The organism is Maridesulfovibrio bastinii DSM 16055, from assembly GCF_000429985.1.
Classification (GTDB): domain Bacteria; phylum Desulfobacterota; class Desulfovibrionia; order Desulfovibrionales; family Desulfovibrionaceae; genus Maridesulfovibrio; species Maridesulfovibrio bastinii.
The window spans coordinates 1-18,427 of record NZ_AUCX01000005.1; the positions used below are offsets into that span (position 1 = coordinate 1).

At 44.2% G+C, this 18,427-nt stretch carries 17 protein-coding genes; 11 read left to right on the forward strand and 6 right to left on the reverse strand.

What is annotated here, in order from left to right; translation table 11 throughout:
* Both tnpA and G496_RS0100010 read right to left on the reverse strand, forming a co-directional pair.
* Window positions 1-184, reverse strand: a 184-nt coding sequence (tnpA, locus tag G496_RS0100005) for an IS200/IS605 family transposase (RefSeq protein ID WP_027177458.1), incomplete at its 3' end; no start/stop codon positions are given.
* 197 nt (window positions 185-381) lie between these two features.
* Complete coding sequence (locus G496_RS0100010; protein ID WP_027177459.1) at window positions 382-840, reverse strand: chemotaxis protein CheX; 459 nt, start codon at window positions 838-840, stop codon at window positions 382-384.
* Between the two features lie 450 nt (window positions 841-1,290).
* Between G496_RS0100010 and G496_RS0100015 the strand changes: the two genes are divergently transcribed.
* The 5 genes from G496_RS0100015 (at window position 1,291) to G496_RS0100035 (ending at window position 8,285) form a co-directional block, all read left to right on the forward strand.
* Complete coding sequence (locus tag G496_RS0100015) at window positions 1,291-2,985, forward strand: glutamine--tRNA ligase/YqeY domain fusion protein (RefSeq protein WP_027177460.1); 1,695 nt, start codon at window positions 1,291-1,293, stop codon at window positions 2,983-2,985.
* Between the two features lie 352 nt (window positions 2,986-3,337).
* A complete protein-coding gene (hydF, locus tag G496_RS18325) occupies window positions 3,338-4,852 on the forward strand; it encodes a [FeFe] hydrogenase H-cluster maturation GTPase HydF (protein ID WP_034631850.1) in 1,515 nt (504 codons plus the stop codon).
* Window positions 4,853-4,964: 112 nt separating this feature from the next.
* Window positions 4,965-6,491 carry an ATP-binding protein gene (locus G496_RS18330; protein ID WP_051294718.1) on the forward strand — a complete coding sequence of 509 codons (1,527 nt, stop codon included), beginning with the start codon at window positions 4,965-4,967 and terminating at the stop codon, window positions 6,489-6,491.
* Between the two features lie 299 nt (window positions 6,492-6,790).
* Window positions 6,791-7,729 (forward strand): bile acid:sodium symporter family protein, encoded by a 939-nt coding sequence (locus G496_RS0100030; RefSeq protein ID WP_027177461.1) that lies wholly within the window; start codon window positions 6,791-6,793, stop codon window positions 7,727-7,729.
* 151 nt (window positions 7,730-7,880) lie between these two features.
* Window positions 7,881-8,285: a 2-thiouracil desulfurase family protein gene (locus G496_RS0100035; protein ID WP_027177462.1), complete on the forward strand. Its 405-nt coding sequence runs from the start codon at window positions 7,881-7,883 to the stop codon at window positions 8,283-8,285.
* Window positions 8,286-8,387: 102 nt separating this feature from the next.
* Here the strand turns inward: G496_RS0100035 and G496_RS0100040 are convergent, their stop codons facing one another.
* The gene (locus tag G496_RS0100040) at window positions 8,388-8,657 is read right to left on the reverse strand and encodes a hypothetical protein (protein ID WP_027177463.1); all 270 of its coding nucleotides are present in this window, start codon (window positions 8,655-8,657) and stop codon (window positions 8,388-8,390) included.
* 5 nt (window positions 8,658-8,662) lie between these two features.
* Window positions 8,663-9,340 (reverse strand): YkgJ family cysteine cluster protein, encoded by a 678-nt coding sequence (locus tag G496_RS0100045; protein ID WP_027177464.1) that lies wholly within the window; start codon window positions 9,338-9,340, stop codon window positions 8,663-8,665.
* Window positions 9,341-9,711: 371 nt separating this feature from the next.
* Between G496_RS0100045 and dsrA the strand changes: the two genes are divergently transcribed.
* The 4 genes from dsrA (at window position 9,712) to G496_RS0100065 (ending at window position 14,161) form a co-directional block, all read left to right on the forward strand.
* Entirely contained in the window at window positions 9,712-11,025 is a 1,314-nt protein-coding gene (dsrA, locus tag G496_RS0100050) for a dissimilatory-type sulfite reductase subunit alpha (protein ID WP_027177465.1), read from the forward strand.
* Between the two features lie 15 nt (window positions 11,026-11,040).
* Complete coding sequence (gene dsrB, locus G496_RS0100055; RefSeq protein WP_027177466.1) at window positions 11,041-12,186, forward strand: dissimilatory-type sulfite reductase subunit beta; 1,146 nt, start codon at window positions 11,041-11,043, stop codon at window positions 12,184-12,186.
* Window positions 12,187-12,265: 79 nt separating this feature from the next.
* Entirely contained in the window at window positions 12,266-12,499 is a 234-nt protein-coding gene (locus G496_RS0100060; protein ID WP_156900565.1) for a dissimilatory sulfite reductase D family protein, read from the forward strand.
* A gap of 273 nt (window positions 12,500-12,772) precedes the next feature.
* The gene (locus G496_RS0100065) at window positions 12,773-14,161 is read left to right on the forward strand and encodes a cobyrinic acid a,c-diamide synthase CobB (protein WP_051294719.1); all 1,389 of its coding nucleotides are present in this window, start codon (window positions 12,773-12,775) and stop codon (window positions 14,159-14,161) included.
* Here G496_RS0100065 and G496_RS0100070 read toward each other — a convergent pair.
* Window positions 14,158-14,916, reverse strand: a complete 759-nt coding sequence (locus G496_RS0100070) for a MotA/TolQ/ExbB proton channel family protein (protein WP_027177469.1) — start codon at window positions 14,914-14,916, stop codon at window positions 14,158-14,160. The two genes, G496_RS0100065 and G496_RS0100070, sit on opposite strands and share 4 nt — an antisense overlap.
* 109 nt (window positions 14,917-15,025) lie before the next feature.
* On the opposite strand from G496_RS0100070, the gene lgt reads away from it, so the two are divergent.
* Window positions 15,026-15,814 (forward strand): prolipoprotein diacylglyceryl transferase, encoded by a 789-nt coding sequence (gene lgt / locus G496_RS0100075; protein ID WP_027177470.1) that lies wholly within the window; start codon window positions 15,026-15,028, stop codon window positions 15,812-15,814.
* Window positions 15,815-16,047: 233 nt separating this feature from the next.
* Window positions 16,048-16,632 (forward strand): hypothetical protein, encoded by a 585-nt coding sequence (locus G496_RS0100080; protein WP_027177471.1) that lies wholly within the window; start codon window positions 16,048-16,050, stop codon window positions 16,630-16,632.
* A gap of 67 nt (window positions 16,633-16,699) precedes the next feature.
* On the opposite strand, the gene G496_RS0100085 is transcribed toward G496_RS0100080, so the two are convergent.
* Window positions 16,700-18,085 carry a sodium-dependent transporter gene (locus tag G496_RS0100085; protein WP_027177472.1) on the reverse strand — a complete coding sequence of 462 codons (1,386 nt, stop codon included), beginning with the start codon at window positions 18,083-18,085 and terminating at the stop codon, window positions 16,700-16,702.
* Window positions 18,086-18,427: the final 342 nt, after the last annotated feature.

Consider the following 18,427-nt stretch of genomic DNA (forward strand, 5'->3'; position numbering starts at 1 on the left):
TATGATCAGGGCAACATTCTGCCTCAACTATCTCAACGCCTTTCCACTCACAGAGCTTTCGTAAAATTTCACCTATTGCTCTTTTAGTTTCATAGTAGAAAACTTGGCGACGATATTTTGGAGCAAAGACTATATGATATTTACAGTTCCATTTTGTATGGGCTAAACTTTCAGTGTCTCGCAAAGGGACCTCCTTTTGATTTGTTACTACCGCAGCTGCTAGACCGCGGAACTCATTTAACAAATCAAAAGGAGTTTTGCTGATTTATTCATAGCTGTAAGCTTTACGGAACCCCCCGCATAGCGGGGGGTTTTCTACATACAAAAAAAGGACCGCAATACTGAGCGGTCCTGAAATATCCTGAAGTTCTGCAAAAAAAATTATTCTAAGGCAAATTCAATGGTAAAAGCTCCGTGATCGGTTTTAAAGGGGATAGCCATTACCGGACCGGAAGTGACATGGGAAATGGTGTGGTTGTCTCCCATTATGACTGTCGGAGTTGAGCCGGAAAGCTTGTGGCCCATTTCATTAAGACCTGCTCTTGCCTGTCCTGAAACCATGTTGGTGATTTCTCCCACAGCGTCTTTTACATCCTGAAGAAGGTCCTGAATATCATCTCCGAGCATGTTTTTGACCACATGTATGGCGCAGGCCTTATCGAAAGAGATGGACACACTTCCGCTCATATCACCCGTAAAACCGACAACACCTGTAACATCGCCTGTTGCTACATTTGATTTTTTGACGAAAGGCTTACCAGCTGTAGGTGTTATCATGGCCATCATGGATAAAATATCTGTAGTGGCTTTTATAAAAGGTTTAGCCAGTTCCACATTCATTATCTTTCTCCTTGGATATTTCTTTTTCGGTGCTACTGTTTCGGTCAATTTCCGCACTGAAAAACCGAAGAGGTATTACTAATATCAATGCATCATATTCGTAAAAAACTCAACGTAATACGGCGCGTTTAATAACTGTGTGAGGATTTTGACTTTGAAATGTCAAAAGAGTTGTGTGTGTTAACAGTAACTCTGACGTGGAGATATATCAGGAATTTTTAATTAAAACAAATTTTTTAGGTTGTAGTTCCATGAAAATTCTGTCGCGTTTACCCGGCTTTTAACTTTAAATGTTGACTGTTTTACTGTCTTGTGTTTGACCGGAAGTCCTATTTTTCGTAATTAAAAACAATCAGGGAACACTGCAATTCTTCGTGCCTTTTCCGGACGCGGAAATTTAACGGAATAATCGTTAAAGCAACTATTTCATACTTAAAAGGGAACTGGATAATGTCTGATATCAACAACGACTCTGTTGTAGGAAAAAATTTTATTACCAACATAATTGATGAACACAATGAATCCGGCAGATATGACGGCCGGGTTGCTACACGTTTTCCTCCGGAGCCGAACGGCTATCTTCATATAGGACATGCAAAATCCATCTGTCTCAATTTCGGACTAGCTCTTGATTATGATGGAACATGCAACATGCGCTTTGATGATACAAATCCAGTTAAAGAAGATGTTGAATATGTGGATTCCATCAAGGAAGATGTCCACTGGCTTGGTTTCGACTGGGACGACCGTCTTCATTATACATCAGATTATTTCGATAAAATGTATGAATATGCCGTGCAGCTTATTAAAAGCGGTAAAGCGTATGTGGATAGCCTGACTGCCGAGCAGATCAGGGAATATCGCGGCACACTCAAAGAACCCGGTAAAAACAGTCCTTACCGCGAGCGCAGCGTTGAAGAAAATCTTGAACTTTTTGAAGGGATGAAAGCTGGACGCTATGAAGAAGGCGAACATGTTTTGAGAGCTAAAATCGACATGGCTTCTCCTAACATAGTTATGCGTGATCCCACTCTTTATAGAATCCGTAAGGCCCACCACCACAGAACCGGGGATAAATGGTGTATTTATCCCATGTACGATTATGCCCACTGCATATCCGATTCAATTGAAGGGATAACCCATTCAATCTGCACTCTGGAATTTGAAAACAACCGTCCCCTCTATGACTGGGTGCTTGAAAATCTTGAAGTATACCGCCCGCAGCAGATAGAGTTCGCCCGTCTTAATCTGACCTATACCGTAATGAGTAAGCGCCGTCTTATTCAGCTTGTTCAGGAAGGGCATGTAAGTGGTTGGGATGATCCTAGAATGTCAACTATTTCCGGTATGAGACGCCGTGGATATCCTGCTGAGGCAATTAGAAATTTCTGCGAAAGAATCGGTGTAGCCAAAGCAAACAATATGGTTGATTTCGCCTTGCTGGAGTTCTCCGTTCGTGAAGCTCTGAACTCTACCTCTCCCAGATATATGGGGGTTGTGAATTCTCTCAAGGTCGTTATTGAAAATTACCCCGAGGATCAGGTTGAAGAATTTGTGTTTCAGAACAATCCGGAAGATCCTGAAGCCGGTTCGCGCATGGTTCCGTTTTCGCGGGAGCTTTATATCGAGCGTGAAGATTTCAGAGAGGATGCCCCTAAAAAATTCTTCAGGCTGGCTCCGGGCCGCGAAGTCCGTCTGCGCTACGCCTACTATGTGACATGCACTGATGTTGTAAAAGATGAAAACGGCGAAGTAGTTGAACTGCGCTGTACTTATGATCCCAAAACAAAGGGTGGCTGGTCTGATGACGGAAGAAAAGTTAAGGGAACCCTGCACTGGGTTTCTGTAGCCCATGCCGTAAAAACAGAAGTCAGACTTTATGACCACCTTTTTACAAAAGAAAATCCTATGGATACCAGTGATGGTTCCGACTTTAAGGATCACATCAATCCTGACTCACTGAAAGTGCTTAATGAATGCTATGTTGAGCCTGCTCTGGGCGATGTTGAACCGGGATTCAAGTGCCAGTTTGAACGCGTTGGTTATTTTTGTGCTGACTATGATTATACTAAGGAAAAACCTGTATTCAATCGCACGGCCACACTGCGTGATACCTGGAAAAAAATAGAAAAGAAGCAGAAGTAACAACACAATATTATTAAAAAACGGCATGATGCTGCAATCTGACACCATGTGGGATTAAAACGGATGAATCTGTCTGGCAGTGCGTTTGCTAAGTGTGCTGAGAGATATTGTCAGCATCCGTGAGGCATTCTGACCTGTATAAGATGTCTGATTTTGTATGTTGTAAACCGGCTTCATTTATAGTGGAGCCGGTTTTTCCATTATGACACGGGTTATATTGGCGTTTTATATTTTTAATAAATGCTTGTCTTGTTTGGTGTGTATTATTAAAAAAAATGCTATTGAATAACACGAATTAAAAGTTTTTTATGCTCACAGCTGACTAATCAGCTTTCAGGCAGGAGTTAGAAATATGAGTGAATCCTCAGAAGGTGAGAGACTGGCTATAGCTATTGCCGGCCGTGGTAATGTCGGTAAATCATCATTGATAAGGTCTCTTTCAGGAATAAAAGAATTACCTCTTGAGCGTGAAAACGAAAAAAATGATATGTATCCGTTGACCAGAATGGAACTTGGGTCATTAGGTCCGGTTACTGTTTATGATACGGATGCTCACGCACCTGACAGCGATGAATCCAAGGCTGTCAGAAATGCTCTTTACGGGGTTGATGTTGCCGTAATTGTTACTGATGAACAGGGTATTACTCCCGAAGAGCGGGATATAATTTCTCTGCTTACAGAGCGTGGTGTGCCTTGTGTTATGGCCTTTAACAAGGCAGATATCAGACGCCCGAGCCTTGCTGATATGGAATTCTGCGGTTCACGCGGAATTAGGTTTGTGGCCACATCCACCGTTGACGGAAGAGGCATTGACCGTCTCAGAAAAGCTGTACTTGCCCTTGCACCGGAAGAAAATATGCTTGATCCGGTTCTTGCAAGGGACCTTATGGGCAAGGGCGATTTTGTTGTCTGCGTTGTCTCGGAGGATCCCGTTTCGCCTAAAGGGCGCCTCGGTTTACCTAAATCTCAGGTTCTGCGTGAGATTCTTGATGTTGGCGGAATAGCAGTTATAGTCAAAGAAAGTGAACTTTATCAGACTATTGCGGGGCAGAAAAGACGCCCGGCTCTGGTAATTTCAGACTCTCAGTCAGTAAATAAAGTTTTCGGGCTTGTTCCTGATGAAGTTCCCGTGACAACTTTCCATATTTTGTTTGCCAGACATAAAGGTAATCTTGAACAACTGGTTCGGGGCGCAAATGCCATTGATGACCTTAAAGATGGTGACAAGGTTCTTATTGTCGAAGCCTGCCCGCATCATCCCGCAGCGGAAGATCTTAGCAAGGAAATGATTCCTGACAGGATTATAAGCCGCACAGGTAAAAAAATTATTTTTGAATCTAAAACAGGATGCGGATTGCCTCTTGATTTAAATAGTTACAGTCTTGTTGTTCATTGCGGAGCATGTATGACGGAACGTGCGGACATGCTTAGACGTATCAGAGATTGTGAAAGACAGAATGTTCCCATAACAAACTACGGTCTTGCAGTAGCAAAGGTTGATGGAGTCTTGAAAAGACTTCTACAACCGTTTATGAAGGACGTACCGGAAATAAATACAAGACCGACAGGAATGGTGAATGTATATAGAGGCAGTAATTCGCAGGCTCTTTATCTTGTTGTCCCTTCAGAAGCTTATCCTGAAAAGATTGTTCCTTTTAATATGATGTATCTTTTCGGTGATGTAGAGCTTACTAAAGATAAAATAGGGTTCAGTTCTCTGCCTTTTGCCAGAGGTGGACAGCAGAAAATTAAAAAATGCGTTAAAGAAAACGGATTTTGCTTTTATAAATGGCCCGGTCGTGTTCTCGGTGCTGACCTTGGTCAGTTTTTTGATCTTCCTGAAGAAGGAGAAGTTGTCGAAGAGTAGGAATAGGCGTCAACGGACAGAGTTTCGGTGGAATAGGGGTCTTCCGATACTTTTAAGGACCATCACACAGGGGTACAAAACAATACAGTCTTTGACTGTTGGGTCTTAGCTGATGCTCAAAGTGAATGGTGCGCGAGCAAGAATAACGCTTGGGGTTATTCTTATACTTCTTGTTACTCTGGCACCGGTTGCTTTTTTTATAATAAATGATGCCCGCAATGTATGCCTTAGGCGTATCGAAGATAAGGCGGCATGGACTATTTCCCATGTTGCTGACGTTATAAAAGAGTTTCCGGGTGAGAATACTGTAAGGATAAAGAAGTTTATCAAAGATGTCTGTGAAGACCCTGACATTGCTTATTGCAAAGTTTATGGTCCGACAGGATACCCTATTGCCGAATTCGGGTCTGAATATCTTTTAGGCGGAGACCCTGTTAAAAAATTTGAAAAAAAGATTATCAGGGATGGATATATCCTCGGAACAGTTCTGCTTGGCGTCAAAATGGAGGGGGTCTTTGCCAGAACAAGGGTTGCATTCTATGAAGTCTGTATTCTGATTTTATTTGTTCTGGTCGTTGTGGGAATAATTATAAGATTTTTTCTGGATAGATTTTTTGTTTCCCCGGTCGTTGATCTTGCCCGTATCGCCGCAGATATAGGGAGAAAAAAATTTACCGAGATTCCCGATTCAAAAAGACATGATGAAATCGGTGATCTGCAAAGAGCTGTCGGCTTTGCAAGCCGGAGAATGAGAAAATTTTATAATGAACTTGAAGACAAGGTTGAAGAAAGAACAAGGGATCTTGAGCTTTCAAATATTCAACTGCGCGATGAAATTGTTGAACGTTCCAGGGTTCAGGCTCATCTGAAAGCAACATTGGAAGAACTTTCCGGAGTTAACAGGCAGCTACTCAAGGCCAGAGATTCAGCGGAGCAGGCAAGCAGGTTTAAAAGCCGCTTTATGGCTATGATGAGCCATGAAGTACGGACTCCCATGAATTCCATTATGGGAATGACAGAACTGCTGCGGGAAAGTGATCTGAATTTTGATCAGAAATATTTTGTGGGTAATATCGTTGCATCCAGTGAAAATCTCCTTAAAATAATTGATGATATTCTTGGAATGGTAAGTCTGGAAACTTCTCAGGTTGAGCTTGCTTCAAGAGAATTTGATCCTGTAAAACTTGCAGGAAATATTTGTAAAAAAATAGAACCACCTGCAAATTCCAAGGAAATAGAACTAGATTTCAGTTTTTCGGCTGATACCCCCCGCAGTGTATTGGGAGACAAAGAGCGGGTTGGAAAAATTCTGGAAAATGTTATCAGCAATGCGGTCAAATTTACTTCGCGCGGGGAAGTCTGTGTCCGCCTTGAAGTCGAAAATATATATAAGCGTTGGATCCGGCTGCTGTTTATAGTCAAAGACACTGGAATTGGAATCCCTGAAGACAAACGCGGGCTTATCTTTGACAGTTTTACTCAGGCTGATAACTCCACTTCAAGAGAGTTCGGCGGAACAGGGCTGGGGCTGGCCATTGCTGCCGGGCTGGTAAATCTGATGGACGGCAAAATATGGTTTGAGAGTCAAATTGATAAAGGAAGTATTTTTTATATATCCCTCCCGCTTAACCTCCCCTGATATAGTTTCCAAAAAATCCGAGACCTTAGGCTGCTCCTGCTGCAAGCAGTTATCTCCATAATTTTTTTATACCGGAAGCAGATAATTCAGAGTTTTTTATTGTTTCCTAGGGTATATAAAATATTGGTGCCGTCCATTTTTTATCTCCAGTCATTATATTTAGCTGATTTTATAAAAGATAATGTTACGAATATAAATCGTGGCTCAAATCTGAAACTTGCCCGCTTCGTAAAAATACAATAGGGGACAGCCTTCAACCGCTTCGGCGTTGTATAAAATCAAGAAAAAGGAGGCCGAGAATGACCGGCCTGATATGCAGTAAAATTGAAAAACATTTTCTTCTCATAGCAATAGTTTTAAGTGTTGCAGCGTACATCCATCCGCCGCTTTTTATCTGGATCAAACCTCACATTGCATTATGCCTCGGTATTATCATGTTCGGTATGGGCCTGACCCTTGAAGTGGGGGACTTTCTGGCTGCTTTTAAAAGCTGGCGGACTGTCGGGCTTGGAGTTTTGCTGCAATATACAATAATGCCGCTGCTTGCTGTGGGATTATCGTCATTGCTGTCCCTTCCTCCTGATGCTGTGATAGGTATGGTGGTTGTGGGATCATGTCCGGGCGGAACTGCTTCCAATGTTATCTCCCATATTGCAAAAGCTAATGTCGCCCTGTCAGTTACCATAACTCTCGTTTCAACATGTCTGGCCCCGATTCTTACCCCGGCGGTTATCTATCTGGTGCTGAATCAGCGTGTTGAAATTGCTTTTCTGCCCATGGTTGAATCTGTTTTCTGGATAGTCGTTTTTCCGCTGGTTGACGGACTGGTTATCCGCAGGATTCTGCGCAGACATATTGATTCCGTTGTTTATGTCTTTCCATCTATTTCGATAATTGTAATTTCAATGCTCATCGCCTGCATCATGGGACTTAACCATGATATGCTTTCAACTTTCCCGGTTCTTGTGTTTATAGCCGTGGCTCTCCACAACCTTGGTGGTCTGGCTCTGGGGTATGGAGCTGCAAGGCTTGCCCGCCTTTCCCACAAGGACAGCATTACTCTGGCTATTGAAGTGGGGATGCAGAACTCCGGTTTAGGAGTTGCGCTGGCAAGTAAATATTTTACTGCTGCCAGTGCTCTGCCCGGGGCCGTGTTCAGCCTGTGGCATAATATTTCAGGAGTATGTCTGGCTAACCGTTTCCGTAGAGTTGTTGAAGCTGAAAAAACTGCTGATTAGGCTCCCGGCAATTATTTAAAATGTTCTGTAATGGATTTTAAATACTGATTGCAAAGCTATCCGTTACTAAATTAATAGTTCCGGATGAGAATATTGCGCTGAATATTTTTTTGAATATTTTGCATAGTAACAGTTCGGAAGGAGAGTCGTCGTGAAAGTTGTAAGTGCCTGTCTTGCTGGAATAAGCTGCCGGTATGATGCCCGCGGGGCTGTTGATGAAAAAGTAGTGGAACTTGTAAAATCAGGAAATGCTGTGCCGGTCTGCCCTGAGCAGCTTGGCGGGTTGCCCACACCTCGCCCATGCTGTGAGCTGAAGGATGGAAGAGTCATCACCGCAAACGGGATTGATGTTACGGAAAATTTCATTCGCGGGGCTGAAGAAGCTCTGAAGATAGCTGAGATGTGCGGAGCAGATGAGGCGTTGCTTAAAGGTGGATCACCTTCATGCGGATGTGAACAGATTTATGACGGCACATTCAGCGGAAAGAAAATTCCGGGCGAAGGTATTTTTGCCGCGACCTTGAAAGCGCACGGTATAAAGGTCAAATCTGTATAAAATATTTTATATCCGATTATAAATTTATACAGCAATGCCCGGCATGATCTCATGCCGGGCATTGCTGTATAAGGATTCCAGGATTTTTCGACTATTTTTTGATTAGTGAAAAGTTCTGTCTTCCTTCAAAAGCTGTTTAGCCACATTAAGGTCGTAAAGAGCCAGCGGATTTCTGTCAGAACCTTTTTCTTTGTACATTTCTGAGGCCTTTTCAACCACATCATAAGGAAGCCATTCGTGGCCTTTCCAGATTGCAGGATTTTCACGGCTCCAGAGTCTGAATTCAATAACTCCGTTGTTTTCACGCACATACATGCGGGTATCTCTAGTCTGTAAGGATGGGTAGTAGTAGAGTCCCAGTTCATCTTTCATAGGAATCAGCTCCTTTTATTAACTCTGAGTGTATATCCTTTTACCGTAGGAATTGCGGATATGCCGAATGACGGAATGATTCTCAGCAGCGATCTGCCGAAGAAAAAGTCCAGCGAGTTTTTGGGAATGCCGGCTTTTTCAACAACAAGATCACGTATGCTCAGATCATAGCTTACCATTTCAAGAAGTTCATGGTGCAGATTTTTCTGATTTTTCTGCTCTTCGCCTTCAGCATTGACAATTTCCGAACATATTTCAGCAACCCTGTCCATAGGACATTTCTTGTCGTGCTCGGCAATCAGTTCCACGAGCGGATGTCCCTGAGGGAGAATATCCGTCCTTGTCAGCCTGTCAACACTGTAGACTTCAAGCAGAGGCTCGGGGTCCTCGCAGAACAGGAGCTGGCATTCCAGAGGTCTTTTGTTGTAAATGCCGCAGGTGTTACCTTCCGGAGTGAAAAAAGAACATATCCATTCTCCATCGGTTCCCTTGATCTTTATGATTTCCTGCTCAAGTGGTATAACCGCGCCAACAGGCTGATCATAAACCATTTCTCCTTTTCTGAGGGTCACAAGATCAGTCAGGTCAATTCCGTCCTTGTTTTTCAGCAGTTCAAGGTCCTGAACATGAAGAGCCGGTCCGCCTTTGCGGCAGCATGTTCCGCATTGTCTACATTTTTTCATAATGATCGCATTGGTTTTTCAAGTTTAGGTTGATGGATATAAAAATATTTTGTAGGTAGTAGCTACCACTCGCGCATCTAGCGCAGGGAGGTGTAGATACTCTGAGAAAGCCATGCTTGGCAAGTGCGGATTATATCAGCATGCTATATAAATTATAACGTGTTGACAAAGAGCTTATAAGTTCACTATTTCACCTGATAGGTTGAGTTCTTTTTCACTTATGGTTATCTTGCACTCCCTTGTCAGCTTAACAAGGGCTTCTCAACCCAAGAGAGGAAAGCAGCCGGGCTGAGTCTAAATTGTGACTCATAGACCGGATGCCCTTTTGTATTGGTAGGTATATCAATTAAACTTTATGGAGGTTTAAGGGAATGGCGAAACATGAAACTCCCTTGTTGGACCAGCTTGAAAGCGGCCCCTGGCCGAGCTTTGTAGCTGATATCAAACAGCAAGCTGAAGTTAGAGCCAAAAACGAGGAAGGCATTGAACTTCAGATCCCCGAGGAAGTCTGCGACGACCTTCTTGGTGTTCTCGAGTTGTCCTATTCCGATGGTGAAACTCACTGGAAGCACGGCGGAATCGTTGGTGTTTTCGGTTATGGTGGTGGTGTTATCGGTCGTTATTGCGACCAGCCTGAACAGTTCCCCGGTGTTGCTCATTTCCACACCGTGCGTGTTGCTCAGCCTAACGGTAAATACTACACAACAGAATTTCTGCGCAACATCATGAAAATCTGGGAAATGCGTGGTTCCGGTCTGACCAACATGCATGGTTCAACCGGTGACATCGTTTTCCTTGGTACCACAACACCGCAGCTCGAAGAAATTTTCTACGAACTGACTCACGATGTTGAAGTTGACCTCGGTGGTTCAGGTTCCAACCTGCGTACACCTGCCAGCTGCCTTGGTAAATCACGTTGTGAATATGCTTGTTACGACACTCAGGCCGCTTGTTACGACCTGACAATGGAATATCAGGATGAACTTCACCGTCCCGCTTTCCCCTACAAATTCAAATTCAAGTTTGATGGTTGTCCTAACGGCTGTGTTGCTGCTATGGCACGTTCAGACTTCTCTGTTGTAGGTATCTGGCGTGACGAAATCCGCATCGACCAGGAAGCTGTTGCAGCTTACGTCGGCGGTGAATTTGCTCCTAACGCCGGCGCTCACTCCGGTCGTGACTGGGGTAAGTTTGATATCCAGAAAGAAGTTGTTGATCTCTGCCCCGGCAAGTGCATCAAGTACGAAGACGGCAAGCTCTCAATCAATGACAAAGAATGTATGCATTGCATGCACTGCATCAACACAATGCCTCGCGCACTGATGATCGGTAACGATCGTGGTGCATCCATCCTCTGCGGTGCTAAGGCTCCTATCCTTGATGGTCCTCAGCTCAGCTCCCTTCTCGTTCCTTTCATCAAAGTTGAAGAACCTTTTGATGAACTTAAGGAACTCATTGAGAATATCTGGGATTGGTGGATGGAAGAAGGTAAGAACCGTGAGCGTCTGGGTGAAACCATGCGTCGCATGGGCTTCCAGAAACTTCTCGAAGTCACCGGAATCGAAGCTGATGCAAGACACGTTCAGGAACCAAGACACAACCCCTACATCTTCTGGAAAGCAGATGAGGTTGAAGGCTCCTGGGATCGTGACATTAACGAATACAGAAAAAGACACCAGAGATAACACGGGAGGAAAGACATGGCGTTCGTTTCTTCTGGCTACAATCCAGATAAACCGATGGAAAACCGGAATTCGGACATTGGACCTCGTAAATTTGACGAGTTCCTTCCTCCGGTTATTAAGAAAAACTTTGGTGCGTGGAAATACCACGAAATCCTTGAACCCGGCATCCTTGTACACGTAGCTGAATCCGGCGACGAAGTTTACTCCGTTCGTTGTGGTACCGCTCGTCTCATGAGTGTTGTTCATATCAAGGAAATGTGTGACATCGCTGATAAACATTGCGATGGATACCTCCGCTTCACCACTCGTAACAACGTTGAGTTCATGGTTGACTCCAAGGATAAAGTTGACGCTCTTAAAGCTGATCTTCTTTCCCGCAAGTTCAACGGCGGCAGCTACAAGTTCCCCATCGGCGGAACTGGTGCCGGTGTTTCCAACATTGTTCACACTCAGGGTTGGGTTCACTGCCACACTCCCGCAACAGATGCTTCCGGTACCGTTAAGGTTATCATGGACGAACTGTTCGACGAGTTCACCGGCCACAACATGCCTGCTCCCGTACGCATCGCTGTTGCTTGCTGCCTGAACATGTGTGGTGCATGTCACTGCTCCGATATCGCAGTAGTTGGTATTCACCGTAAACCACCCCTTATCGACCACGAACACCTCGACAACCTCTGCGAGATTCCTCTTGCTGTTGCTGCTTGTCCTACCGGTGCTGTACGTCCTTCTAAAGTTGAAGTTGACGGAACCACTTACAAGACTGTTGCAATTAAAGAAGAGCGTTGCATGTTCTGCGGTAACTGCTACACAATGTGTCCTTCACTTCCCCTGTCCGACAGCGAAGGTGACGGTATCGCTCTGATGGTTGGTGGTAAAATATCCAACCGTATCAGCCAGCCTAAGTTCTCCAAGGTTGTAGTTGCCTACATCCCCAACGAACCTCCTCGCTGGCCTACACTGACTAAAACTATCCGCACTATTGTGGATGTTTACTCCAAAGAAGCCAACAAATACGAACGTCTGGGTGACTGGGCTGAACGTATCGGTTGGGAACGCTTCTTTGAAAAGACCGGCATCAAGTTCACTAAGCACCTGATCGACGATTTCCGTGATCCCGCTTACTACACTTGGCGTCAGTCAACTCAGTTCAAATTCTAAGAATTGAGAATTATATGGGGTGCGGCATTAAGCCGCACCCTGTTTTTAAAGCAAAGGGGTTACAAATATGCCTATCGAAATGGAATCTGCAAAGAAAACCATTATTGACTTTTTGGAATCAAAATCTGGCTCCAAAAGTAAATTCTATTTCAATGACTTCACCAAACTTTTCCCGGATTCAAAAGGCCGTGAAGTCAAGAAAGTCCTGACCGCTCTGGTTAAGGAAGAAAAAGTTGTTTACTGGTCAAGCGGAAGTACCACTATGTATGGTCTTGCCGGTGCTGGTAAGCAGGCTGGAGCCGAAGGCGAATAGTCTTTTGACTCACGTCTTGAATGCCTTGTCCCTTTTGATTAGGGCAGGGCATTTTTGTGTCCGGCATTGTCTGACGTTTCCCCACTTGCTGGGGCGGCGTTAGTCTTTGCTGGACATTCGTTTTTCTACAGGGACTAAAATTACTTAACGCGGTTCGGTTAAGAGTTGTTTTCTATCAGAATCAGATTAAATTTTTAGGATCGGTATGAAAACTCTGGTAACTCGGTATATGGTCTACATCTTTCAGTATAATAAATCAGAATCAGGCAGAATATGAATTTTCCCCGCATAGTACTTGCCGGATTGAGCGGCGGAACCGGTAAGACAATTGTCACCCTCGGTATCTGCAGGGCTTTGCGCAATAAAGGTCTGGCTGTTAAGCCCTTTAAAAAGGGACCTGACTATATTGATGCCCGCTGGCTTGGGCTTGCCGCCGGAGAATCTGCTTCCAACCTTGATCCACACCTGATGCCCGCTGAAAAGCTGCCTCTGCTGATGTACGAAAAAGGTAAAAATTTCGATATCTCAGTTATAGAAGGTAACAGAGGCCTTTTTGACGGCAAAGATGTTGAAGGTTCCTGTTCCACAGCCGAGCTTGCGCGCATTATCGCTGCACCGGTTATTCTTGCCATTGACTGCACTAAAATGACCAGAACCGTAGCCGCGATTGTTTCCGGTTGCAGAAATTTTGAGAGTGGTTTCAATCTTGCCGGGGTAATATTGAACAGGACTGCCGGAGAAAGGCACCGCTCAATTTTAAGACGGAGCATAGAAGAATATACGGATGTTCCTGTGCTCGGTATGCTGCCCAAGCTTTCGAAAAATCCTATTCCCGAAAGACACATGGGGCTTGTCTCAAATACTGAATACGCCAGACAGGATTCTTCGCTGGAAACGCTTGGAAGGATGGCTGAAGAGTGTATTGATCTTGACCGGCTTACAGAAATAGCTGGTTCGGCAGGCAGTCTTGAGGTCCCGGAACTTCAACTTTGGCCTGAGAATTGTGTTTGCGGGAATGAGCGTCCGGTCATAGGTGTGGTTCGCGATGAGGCTTTCTGGTTTTACTATGATGAAAATCTGGAAGCTCTGGAACATGCCGGAGCTGAGGTCAGGGAACTTTCACTCCTGAGTGATGAAGATTGGCCGGAACTTCACGGACTGTATCTTGGTGGTGGATTTCCAGAAACAATGGCTGATAAGCTTTCAGCAAATGTTGCAGCCCGTAAAAGGGTGAAGTCTCTTGCCGATTCGGGACTGCCTGTTTTTGCTGAGTGCGGCGGATTTATGTATCTCGGTGAAAGTGTGGAATATAAGGGGCAGTCTTACCCCATGTCAGGTGTCCTGCCCATCAGTACAAAGCTCTGCCTCAAACCGCAGGGTCTTGGATACACCTGTGGCGTTGTCGAGGCTGATAATCTTTTTTTCAAAACCGGCACGGAGATATGCGGACATGAATTTCATTATTCGCTGTGCGTAAATGAGCAGGAAACTGATTTTTCATACGCTTTATCCCTTAAGCGGGGTAAGGGTACTTTCTTAGGAAGAGATGGAATTGTAAAAGACAATGTCTACGCCGGATATAACCATATCCATGCACTTGGTAACCCGCAATGGGCAGAAAATTTCGTAACTGCTGCTGAAAAGTTTAAAAACCGTTCCTAAGGCATGTAGGCTTTTGCTATCTTAAAAATATCTTCGTAGCTGAGTTTGTTTCTTATACCTATACACATTTCAGCAGCCATCTCCATTTTCCTCTTCGTCTCAAGCAGAATCTCTTTTGTCTGAGCCGCCATATTCAATTTTAAGACCCTATGCTCAAAGCCATCAATGGCTTGTGTCAATCCATTCAGATAGTAAGGTGTCTTTATATATGGCAGAAATTTTTCAAGAGTCTGTTTGCCTTCTCTGCGCGCTGTAATGACATGAAAAAGTAATTTGACAAGAAGCCGGTCATTTTGAAGTTTATGATCAATCTCCAGCAGGACTTCCTGATTGGAGTCTTGGCTTTTCAGGCCGTCAGAAATGCCGTGAGCCAGACTGAAAGCCTTTTTTTCCGTTATCGGCGAAAAGGGAAAATGTGATGCCATGCGCACAAATGAAACACGGGGGTTTTCTTTTGATGAAACAGCTAACACAGCTATGCTCATAGCTGCCAGTTTGCGTTCATAATCAATTGTGATAGTTTGCTCCTTCGCAAGTGCAAGGCGTCTTACGGATTCTTCATCAAGTCCGGAAAAAGCTGTCTCCAGCATGTGTTTGATAAACGGTTCGCGGGTATAGCGGATTTCTTCTTCCAGTATTTTCTTACTGCGCTTGACATCAATCAGTTTTTTGATTGAAAGCCAGTATGCGGCGAGTCCCTCTGCGGGCATCTCCAATATGTCGAAATCTTTCTGCTCTTCCTGCGGTGTGCTCATTTGTGAACTGTTCCTTTATTTTTAGGCACTATAACTTAAAAAATGCCGGAAACAAAGTGTACCGTAGTAAACTTGAATCTTTGAGCTGTGTGCAGCCGGAGAATTAAAAATGATAGTACTGCCCAGATTTGATCCCATAGCTTTTCAAATAGGACCTCTCAAGGCCAACTGGTATGGTCTGATGTATATGGTCGGTTTTACCATTGCATGGCTTCTTGGAAGATATAGAGCTGCAAAACCAACCAACAGCTGGACTCTGCGTCAGGTCGACGATCTTATCACATGGCTTGTGGTCGGATTGGTTCTGGGAGCCAGAATAGGATATGTGGTGGTTTATGAACCATGGTATTTTATGGCGCATCCACTTGATATTGTTGCCATATGGAAAGGTGGGATGTCCTTTCATGGCGGAGCTGTCGGTGTGGCTATTGTGGCCTGGAGATTTGCAAAATCCACAGGCAGAACAACTCTTGATGTAGGTGATTTTCTTACTCCGCTGGCTCCTCTGGGTCTTCTATGCGGAAGAATAGGTAATTTCATCAACGGCGAGCTTTGGGGCAGACCGACTGATATGCCGTGGGGAATGGTCTTTCCCAGTGTCCGTGCCGGAATGATCCCCCGCCATCCTTCACAATTATATGAAGGTGCGCTTGAAGGACTCCTCCTTTTTATTATTTTGTGGGTCTGGTCGTCCAAACCGCGCGCAAGAGGAACAACCACCGGTCTTTTCCTGATCGGCTATGGTTGTTTCAGGGCTTTCGTTGAATTTTTCCGGCAGCCGGACCCCCAGCTCGGTTTTATCGCTTTCGGCTGGCTGACTATGGGGCAGTTGCTGTGTCTGCCAATGATACTCATCGGTCTGGCTCTGTTTCTCTGGGGCCGAAGATTGAAAGCATAATCAGAACACAATCTGACCGGAATCACTGTTAAAGTGGTTCCGGTTTTTTGTTTTTAATGAGTAATAAAGTTCAACATACAAATTAATTGAAGCGGAAAAATGCGAGCAGTCCGAGGGGCATTTTTACAGAATATTTGTAAAATCGTCTGAGTACTGTGTTTATGCTTGAGTAGGATGACAGAATAATATTAGATAATGCGTCCTGTAATACTAAATTCACCCTAAGGAGAGACATGAACAGAATTGACGAGCTTCTTGAAAAGATTGAAGATCTTGAATCAGAGTTGAGGTCAGAATTACTGATTATTCAAGATCGCTTTCGGTACACGGTTAATAAAAAGAAAGTCAGGTTCAGTAAGGAAATAAAAGCTCAGCACCGTGAACTGGCCGCTAAATGGTCAGAGTATGTTTATGATTCCGGTGTATGGGTTATCCTCACAATTCCATTCATCTGGCTGCCTCTCATTCCGGCATTTATACTTGATCTGGGCGTCTGCATCTATCAGGCAGTCTGCTTTCCGGTTTATGGTATTCCTAAAGTCAAACGCAGTGATTATGTGGTTCTTGATCGGCATTCTTTAAAATATTTGAATTTGATAGAAAAATTAAACTGTTGTTATTGCGGTTATTTTAACGGACTCATAGCGTTCGTGCGTGAGGTTGCCGGGCGCACAGAACAGTATTGGTGTCCTATACGGCATGCCCGCCCGGTAAAGTCAGTTCACAGCCGTTACAGGAAGTTTTTTGAATACGGTGATGCTGAAAGTTATAAAGATGGCTTAAACAAGGTCCGTGAAGATTTTAAGGAAAATGATTGATTTTATATAAAAAAGACCCTGCTTCATAAAAGCAGGGTCTTTTTATATGGATCATTTTGATGAGGTCTTAAAAGACATTAAGCATATTAAGCAGAACAAGGGCAACCAGAATAGGGCTGACATATTTAACCAGCACTGTGAACAGGCTGATTATGCCACCGTTATTGAGTTTGCCAATGTTGCTGAGCTGTTCTCTGATTCTGTCTTTTCCGAATACCCATCCTGTAAAGATACATATACAAAGTCCTCCTGCGGGCATGAATATGTTGGATGAGAGGAAATCGAAAAGATCAAAGAAAGTTTTACCGAAGATGGTAACATCTGCAGTAAGGCTGTGTGAAAGAGCGGCAGGTGCTCCGAGAATTACAATTCCAAGTGCTGTGGTTATTACCGCACCTTTTCTGGACATTTGTTTTGTTTCCGAAAGGTAGGCTACCGGAACTTCAAAAAGTGAAAGCATCGCTCCGGTTGAAGCAATTGCTGCAAGCACAAAGAATATTATGGCAAAGAGGTATCCGAAAGGCATGGATGCGAATACTGCCGGAATCGTTACGAATAAAAGGGAAGGTCCGGCAGTTACATCAAAACCGTAGGCAAAGACAGCCGGGAAGATCGCAATACCTGCAAGAAGTGAAACCATCAGGTCTGCGAGCATAACCTTTGTTGCTGTCATAGGCACATTCTGATCATCACGGCAGTATGAACCGTAGGTCATCATTGTTCCCATGCCTATGGAAAGTTTGAAGAAAGCCAGCCCCATAGCCATGAGGATAACGGTTCCTGATATTTTGGAAAAATCAGGTGCGAAAAGAAATTTCAATCCTTCCGAAGCACCGGGAAGTGTCATGCTGCGTATTCCGACTATTACGAGCAGACAGAAGAGTATCGGCATAAGTTTGGTGGTAACTTTTTCAATACCTTTTGAAACTCCGAAAGTTACAATAAAGCTGATCAGGACGAGAACTATCCACTGCCATACCAGCGACATGAGCGGATTTGATATCAGCTGGCCAAACATATCCGATGCGACTTTAGGATCGGTTGTGAGGATACTGCCTGAAATTCCTTTAAATATGTAGGCAAAGACCCATCCTGCTACTTCCGTATAGAAACACAGTATGAGGAACGCCGCTACTACTCCGGCTACTCCCACAAGCCCCCACGGCTGCTTTTTGGGAGAGAGTTTGTTGAAGGTTGTTATTGCATTGGCCTTTACTGTGCGGCCCAGCATGATCTCCGAGATCATAACCGGAAGTCCGACGACTATAGTGCAGGCCAGATATACAAAAAGAAAAGTAGCTCCACCGTTGGTTCCGGTCATGGACGGGAATTTCCAGATGTTTCCAAGCCCGACTGCCGAACCCAGTGTAGCTGCCATCATACCCAGACTGGAGGTAAAAGAATCTCTCTTCACCTGATGCTGCCCGGTAGATCTTTTAGTTGTTTCACTCATATTATTAAATCCTTTTTTAGGAGATTGAACTGGTGCAAAAGCTCCTATCATCAAGATTGACTGTGTTCAACATTAAAAGATTAAGAATTTTCTTAACACAAGATTAAATATACTGAAAAAAATGAATAACCTATTTTTTAGTGTATAAAATTACGGAAAAAACATGCGGATTTAAGCCTTGTTATAAGCCTTGCAAATTGGCAGATAATGAGGCAAAAAGCCTCCCGACCTGACGCTGTTGTTGTCCGGTTTCGCGTGAAGGTACCGTAGTGGCGTAAAAAATGCTGTTATTTCAGGGTACACAAGGCCTTCTTGCAAAGCACGAAGCGCGGGAGTATTAAG

Coding starts and splice junctions, on each gene's coding strand:
- G496_RS18330 (WP_051294718.1), top strand. CDS start 4,965: ATGCTCAAAGTGAATGGTGCGCGAGCAAGAATAACGCTTGGGGTTATT.
- G496_RS0100080 (WP_027177471.1), top strand. CDS start 16,048: ATGAACAGAATTGACGAGCTTCTTGAAAAGATTGAAGATCTTGAATCA.
- G496_RS0100065 (WP_051294719.1), top strand. CDS start 12,773: ATGAATTTTCCCCGCATAGTACTTGCCGGATTGAGCGGCGGAACCGGT.
- G496_RS0100045 (WP_027177464.1), bottom strand. CDS start 9,340: ATGAAAAAATGTAGACAATGCGGAACATGCTGCCGCAAAGGCGGACCG.
- G496_RS0100085 (WP_027177472.1), bottom strand. CDS start 18,085: ATGAGTGAAACAACTAAAAGATCTACCGGGCAGCATCAGGTGAAGAGA.
- dsrA (WP_027177465.1), top strand. CDS start 9,712: ATGGCGAAACATGAAACTCCCTTGTTGGACCAGCTTGAAAGCGGCCCC.
- G496_RS0100040 (WP_027177463.1), bottom strand. CDS start 8,657: ATGAAAGATGAACTGGGACTCTACTACTACCCATCCTTACAGACTAGA.
- G496_RS0100070 (WP_027177469.1), bottom strand. CDS start 14,916: ATGAGCACACCGCAGGAAGAGCAGAAAGATTTCGACATATTGGAGATG.
- lgt (WP_027177470.1), top strand. CDS start 15,026: ATGATAGTACTGCCCAGATTTGATCCCATAGCTTTTCAAATAGGACCT.
- G496_RS0100010 (WP_027177459.1), bottom strand. CDS start 840: ATGAATGTGGAACTGGCTAAACCTTTTATAAAAGCCACTACAGATATT.
- G496_RS0100015 (WP_027177460.1), top strand. CDS start 1,291: ATGTCTGATATCAACAACGACTCTGTTGTAGGAAAAAATTTTATTACC.
- dsrB (WP_027177466.1), top strand. CDS start 11,041: ATGGCGTTCGTTTCTTCTGGCTACAATCCAGATAAACCGATGGAAAAC.
- hydF (WP_034631850.1), top strand. CDS start 3,338: ATGAGTGAATCCTCAGAAGGTGAGAGACTGGCTATAGCTATTGCCGGC.
- G496_RS0100060 (WP_156900565.1), top strand. CDS start 12,266: ATGGAATCTGCAAAGAAAACCATTATTGACTTTTTGGAATCAAAATCT.
- G496_RS0100030 (WP_027177461.1), top strand. CDS start 6,791: ATGACCGGCCTGATATGCAGTAAAATTGAAAAACATTTTCTTCTCATA.